This is a genomic window from uncultured Intestinimonas sp. (assembly GCF_944387725.1).
GTDB lineage: Bacteria > Bacillota > Clostridia > Oscillospirales > Oscillospiraceae > Intestinimonas.
Map to the genome: position 1 here is coordinate 1 of NZ_CALXGA010000097.1, position 4994 is coordinate 4994.

Annotated in this window: 5 protein-coding genes; 3 read left to right on the forward strand and 2 right to left on the reverse strand. The window is 62.4% G+C overall.

Annotated elements, in window-relative coordinates; all coding sequences use genetic code 11:
• Both Q0K09_RS10265 and Q0K09_RS10270 read right to left on the reverse strand, forming a co-directional pair.
• A partial coding sequence (locus Q0K09_RS10265; RefSeq protein ID WP_294475933.1) for a response regulator transcription factor occupies nucleotides 1-530 on the reverse strand: 530 nt, incomplete at its 3' end.
• Between the two features lie 34 nt (nucleotides 531-564).
• Nucleotides 565-924 (reverse strand): ComEA family DNA-binding protein, encoded by a 360-nt coding sequence (locus Q0K09_RS10270; RefSeq protein WP_294475936.1) that lies wholly within the window; start codon nucleotides 922-924, stop codon nucleotides 565-567.
• A gap of 189 nt (nucleotides 925-1113) precedes the next feature.
• On the opposite strand from Q0K09_RS10270, the gene Q0K09_RS10275 reads away from it, so the two are divergent.
• From Q0K09_RS10275 to lysS, 3 genes are all read left to right on the forward strand, one after another.
• A complete protein-coding gene (locus tag Q0K09_RS10275) occupies nucleotides 1114-2565 on the forward strand; it encodes a D-alanyl-D-alanine carboxypeptidase family protein (RefSeq protein ID WP_294475937.1) in 1452 nt (483 codons plus the stop codon).
• A 306-nt stretch (nucleotides 2566-2871) separates the two neighbouring features.
• Complete coding sequence (greA, locus tag Q0K09_RS10280) at nucleotides 2872-3351, forward strand: transcription elongation factor GreA (RefSeq protein ID WP_294475939.1); 480 nt, start codon at nucleotides 2872-2874, stop codon at nucleotides 3349-3351.
• 38 nt (nucleotides 3352-3389) lie between these two features.
• Nucleotides 3390-4886, forward strand: a complete 1497-nt coding sequence (gene lysS, locus Q0K09_RS10285; protein ID WP_294475942.1) for a lysine--tRNA ligase — start codon at nucleotides 3390-3392, stop codon at nucleotides 4884-4886.
• Nucleotides 4887-4994: the final 108 nt, after the last annotated feature.

Genomic DNA, 4994 nt, shown 5'->3' on the forward strand with positions numbered 1-4994 from the left:
TTCTCCCGGGAGTAGACCCGGCCGGGGTTGCGCATGAGCAGCTCCATCAGGTCGAACTCCTTGGCGGTGAGGTCCACCGGGACGCCGTCCCGGAAGGCGGAGCGCTCGTCGGTGTCCAGGACGATGTGGCCCTGTTGGAGGCGGCTGGCCCTGTCCTTCTGGCCGGCGGCGCCGGATCGGCGCAGCATGGCCCGTATGCGGGCCTTGAGCTCCAAAATGTTGAAGGGCTTGGTGATATAGTCGTCGGCTCCGCACTCAAAGCCGATGATCTTGTCGGTGTCCTCACTGCGGGCAGTGAGCATGATGATGGGGACGTTGGAGAACTCCCGGATGCGCATACAGGCCTGGAGGCCGTCGATGCGCGGCATCATGAGATCCAGGATGATAAGGTCGAAGCCGCCCCCCCGGGCCAGCTCCACCGCCTGCTCTCCGTCATAGCCCGCCTCCACCTGGTAGCCCTCGTGCTCCAGGTTGAACTTGATCCCCTTCACCAGGACCTTTTCGTCGTCTACCACTAAAATTTTCGCCATAGGCTCCTCCTGTTACCCTGTGGTGGAGTATCTGCTACTCCACCGTGATGTAGTCGATGAGCCCCTCCAGGGTCCCTTCGCCAATGCCGCTGACCCGGGTGAGGTCCTCCACAATGCGGAAGGGCCCGTTGGCCTCCCGATCGGCCACAATGGCGGCGGCCCGGGTCTCTCCAATGCCCGGCAGGGTGTCCAGCTCCTCCGCAGTGGCGGTGTTGATGTTGATCTTCCCGGTGGGCACCGGCGCGCTGGGAGTGACGGCCTGGGCGCTCTCCTCCGGCGGGAGCAGGAGCTGCTGATCCACCCGGTAGGGGGAGGCGGTGCTGCGGGTCCCCCAGAAATAGCCGCAGACCAGCAGCAGAAAGGCGGCAGTTACCCCCAGCAGGACCTTTTCCATCGTTGAAATTTTTATGGTACACACCCCCTGTGCCCGGTTGCGCGGATGGAATTCCTTTGTTATAATAGTACTCAGGGATCCAATCGTTCGACAAAATCCACTGATTTCCAATGCGTGTCCGAACCAAGCCCCTGACGGCTGCGCTTGATTCACCAGATATTATTATAACATATTTGACTGGAGTTTCCTATGAAAAAATATCTTTGCCGCATCGGCAGCTTTCTTCTGGCCCTGGCCCTGACGGCGGGGCTTGGCAGTCCCGCCGCCCTGGCCTCCTCCACCCCGCCGCCGGTTACGGAGACCCCCTCCCCCGCCGCCACGGCCAAGGAACCGGTGGAGAGTGAAATCCTCAACAGTATGCAGGTGGAGGCCGCCGCCGCCATCCTGGTAGACGTGGACACCGGCGCGGTCCTCTACGAGTACAACGCCCAGGAGCAGCGCTACCCCGCCAGCATCACCAAGGTTATGACCGCCCTGCTGGCCCTGGAGGCGGTGGACCGGGGGGAGATCTCCCTGGACCAGGTGGTGACCCTCACCGACGACCTCTACCAGGACATTGGGGAGGGGGGATCCAGCGCCGACCTCCGGGCGGGGGAGCAGCTGAGCGTACTGGACCTGCTTTACTGCGTCCTGCTGCCCTCCGCCAACGAGGCGTGCAACGCCCTGGCCCAGGTGACGGCGGGGAGCATCGACGCCTTTGTGGAACGCATGAACCAGCGGGCTCAGGAGCTGGGCATGGAGGGCACCCACTTCACCAACACCCACGGCTACCACGACGCCGGCCACTACACCACCGCCTACGATATCTACCTCATGTGCCGGGAGGCTATGGAGCACGAGACCTTCCGAACCATCACCTCCTCCCGGAGCCACGACTTGCCGGCCACCGAGTTCCACGAGGCCCGGACCATTTATGACACCAATGCCCTCATCTCCTCCTGGCAGTACGGCTCCCGCTACCTCTACGAATACGCCACCGGCATCAAAACCGGCTCCACCCCGGAGGCGGGCTACTGCCTGGCCTCCGCCGCCAGCAAGGACGGCCGGGACCTTATCTGCGTGGTGCTGGGGGCGGAGAACCCCGTCCAGGCCGGCGGCACCACCAGCCGCCTCCAGTTCTCCGAGTCCATCCGGCTGCTGGAGTGGGGCTTCAACAGCTTCTCCACCAAGACCCTGCTGGACAGCACCTACTTCGCCGGCACCATCCCCGTTACCCTCTCCCGAGAGACCGACCGCGTCGGCGCCCAGGCCTCCGGCACCCTGGAGGCCCTCCTGCCCGACGACCTGGACCCGGCTGACTTCCAGATTACCCCGGAATTCAGCGCCGAGAGTCTGGCGGCCCCGGTGGAGCGGGGGCAGGTGGTGGGGACCGTCACTGTCTCCAACGGCGACACGGTGTACGGCTCCCTAGACCTGGTGGCGGTGGACAGCGTGGCGCGCTCAGAGCTCCTCTACCGGGTGGACCAGATTCAGCGCTTTTTCAGCCTGCTCTGGGTCCGGGTGGCCCTGATCGTCCTGCTGGCGGTGGTGCTGGTGCTGGTGCTGCGCTGGCTCCTCTTCGGCCGCCGCCGCAGGTATGGCGGCAGCCGCCCGGCAGGCCGCCGGCGCAGCCGCTATAGCGGCCGCCGCCGGAGGCGGTAAGGGGGCAGAGACGCAAAGCCTCCCCGATGAAAACAAAGCTGCATTGGGCGGGACGCCCTGTGACAGCCGCAGGCTGCAAAATTTGGACTGGTGCACAGGCCGGATTTTGCAGCCTTTTTGCTTCCGGCGGGGACGGGGCCCGGACGTGCGGGTGTGCGAAAGCGCATTTCCACTCTTGACAGAGGGGGGCAAACTTCATATAATACTGAATAATGCAAAAGAATGGTTTCTACCCTTTCAGGAGAGCACATGCTCGGGGGCGGAGGCCCCATTTTTTATGTGGCAGAGCAGAAAGGAAGCGTCGAGATGGCAAAAGAATACAAGCTGAGCCCCGCACGGTTCAAGGAGCTTCAGGAGGAGCTGGTCTACCTCAAGACGGTCCGGGAGAAGGAAGTGGCCGACCAGATCAAGGAGGCCCGCTCCTTCGGCGACCTGAGCGAGAACAGCGAGTACGACGAGGCCAAAAACGAGCAGGGCAAGCTCTACTCCCGGATGGCGGAGGTGGAGAATATCCTCCAGAACTGCGTGGTCATTGAGGAGGCATATGACGAAAACAGCAACACCGTCCGGCTGGGCAGCAGGATCACCGTCCTGGACAAGGAGTACAACGAGGAGGAGGTCTACGAGGTGGTGGGCTCCCAGGAGGCCGACCCCATGAACGGGCGCATCTCCGAGGACTCCCCTTTCGGCAAGGCGCTGCTGGGCAAGTCCATCGGCGAGGAGGTGGTGGTGGAGGCCCCGGTGGGGACCCTCCGCTACCAGATTGTGAACGTTCAGAAGGCGTAGGGCCGCAGTCCAGGATAGAGATAGGAGGATACCGCAATATGACAGAAGACAATCGCCCGGCAGGCGGCCAGCAGGACCTCAATGAACAGCGGCTCATCCGCCGCGCCAAGCTGAAGGAGCTCCAGGAGGCAGGCCAGGACCCCTTCCAGATCACCCATTTCACCGTCACCCACCACAGCGCCGACATCAAGGAGGGCTTTGAAGCGCTGGAGGGACAGCGGCTCTCCGTGGCCGGCCGCCTGATGTCCAAGCGCGGCATGGGCAAGGCGGTGTTCTGCGACCTCCAGGATGAGAAGGGCCGCATTCAGCTCTATGTCCGCATCGACGAGCTGGGGGAGGAGCCCTTCGCCCGCTTTAAGAAGCTGGATATCGGCGACCTTGTGGGTGTCGAGGGGGAAGTGTTCAAGACCAAGCGGGGAGAGATCTCCGTCAAGGCCAACGGGGTCACCCTCCTGGCCAAGTCCCTCATTCCCCTTCCGGAGAAGTTCCACGGGCTCACCGACAAGGAGACCCGGTTCCGCCAGCGGTATGTGGACCTTATTATGAATGAGGATGTGCGCCGGACCTTTGAAATCCGCACCAAGTTCATTCAGCATGTCCGGCGGTTCCTGGACCAGCGGGGCTACATGGAGGTGGAGACGCCTGTCCTCAACACCATCTCCAGCGGCGCCACCGCCCGGCCCTTCATCACCCATCACAACACCCTGGACATTGACCTGTACATGCGCATCGCCACGGAGCTCCCCCTGAAGCGCCTCATTGTGGGCGGCTTCGAGCGGGTGTACGAGATCGGGCGCATTTTTCGCAACGAGGGCATGGACCCTAAGCACAACCCAGAGTTTACCTCTGTGGAGCTTTACCAGGCCTATGCCGACTTCCACGACATGATGGACATCGCCGAGGGGCTCCTCTCCTCCGCCGCCAAGGACATCTTGGGCGGCTACCAGCTGGAGTGGATGGGCAGACAGATCGACCTGACCCCGGGCTGGCCCCGGCTCACCATGGCCGAGGCTGTGAAGCAGTACACTGGGGTGGACTTTATGGCCATTTCCAGCGATGCCGATGCGGTACAGGCCGCCAAGAATGCTGGTGTGGACATGGACGGCGTGGAGCAGACCTGGGGCCGGGCCCTGTACGAGTGCTTCGACCAGAAGGTGGAGGAGCACTTGATTCAGCCCACCTTCATCACCATGTACCCGGTGGAGGTCTCCCCTCTGACCAAGCGCTCCCCCGCCGACCCCCGGCTCACGGAGCGCTTTGAGTTCTTCATCAACTGCGCCGAGTTCGGCAACGCGTTTTCCGAGCTCAACGACCCCATTGACCAGCGGGGGCGCTTTGAGCATGAACTCGCCCTGCGGGAGGCGGGCGACGACGAGGCCGGCATGATGGATGAGGACTTCCTCACCGCCCTGGAGTACGGAATGCCCCCCACCGGCGGCATGGGCATCGGCATTGACCGCTGTGTCATGCTGCTGACCAACTCTGACACCATTCGCGAGGTCATTCTTTTCCCCACGATGAAGCCATTAGACTAAAATTCCACAATATATAGTGTCTGATGAAATAGGACGGCACAAGATGTAGTAAAAAGGGCTTACAACTACAACTTTTCTACAACTTTTGCTTGAAATCAGACGGCATCA